Origin of the sequence: Mesorhizobium sp. M7A.F.Ca.US.010.02.1.1, assembly GCF_004023085.1 — a bacterium.
In the GTDB taxonomy this organism is placed as follows: domain Bacteria; phylum Pseudomonadota; class Alphaproteobacteria; order Rhizobiales; family Rhizobiaceae; genus Mesorhizobium.
This window is the reverse complement of the sequence record NZ_RZRV01000131.1, coordinates 1-421: the sequence shown is the minus strand read 5'-3', so window position 1 is coordinate 421 and position 421 is coordinate 1. Positions and strand designations below refer to the sequence as shown.

The following is a 421-nucleotide window of genomic DNA, read 5'->3' as shown; positions in this document are numbered from 1 at the left end:
AAGCCATTGCCGTGGCTTCGAGCGCAGTAATGACCGTGCGCGGATTGTCTGTGCCGTCGCGATTAATATGCGTAGAATTGGCCGCAGAACCAAAGATGTCCTCCTTGGCTTGTGTCAACAACTCAGCAAGCTGCCTCTCCGACACGGCGAGCACCTCGGCCGCCTCCACGACACTGAAGCCCTCGAACTCAACGAGAAGGAGCGCTTGGCGGTGAACGAGCGGCGTACGCATGATGTCGAAGTGGGGGAGCCCATCAGCCGGGTTCGGGTCCCAATCGCGCATCTTTACTGTCGCTGAGGACGTGAATTTTGTGAAAACGTTATAAAGCGCCACGCGAGCGCTCGATGCTGGTGGGAAGATACTAACGTCCGCAATGATCGCCTCCAGCAGTGCGCAAATCTGTGCGTCACCGCTTTCCTG

General features: G+C 57.5%; 1 pseudogene. It reads right to left on the bottom strand.

Annotated features, from left to right (window positions below):
• Positions 1 to 421: pseudogene (locus EOA19_RS35575) on the bottom strand (hypothetical protein); the annotation flags it as partial.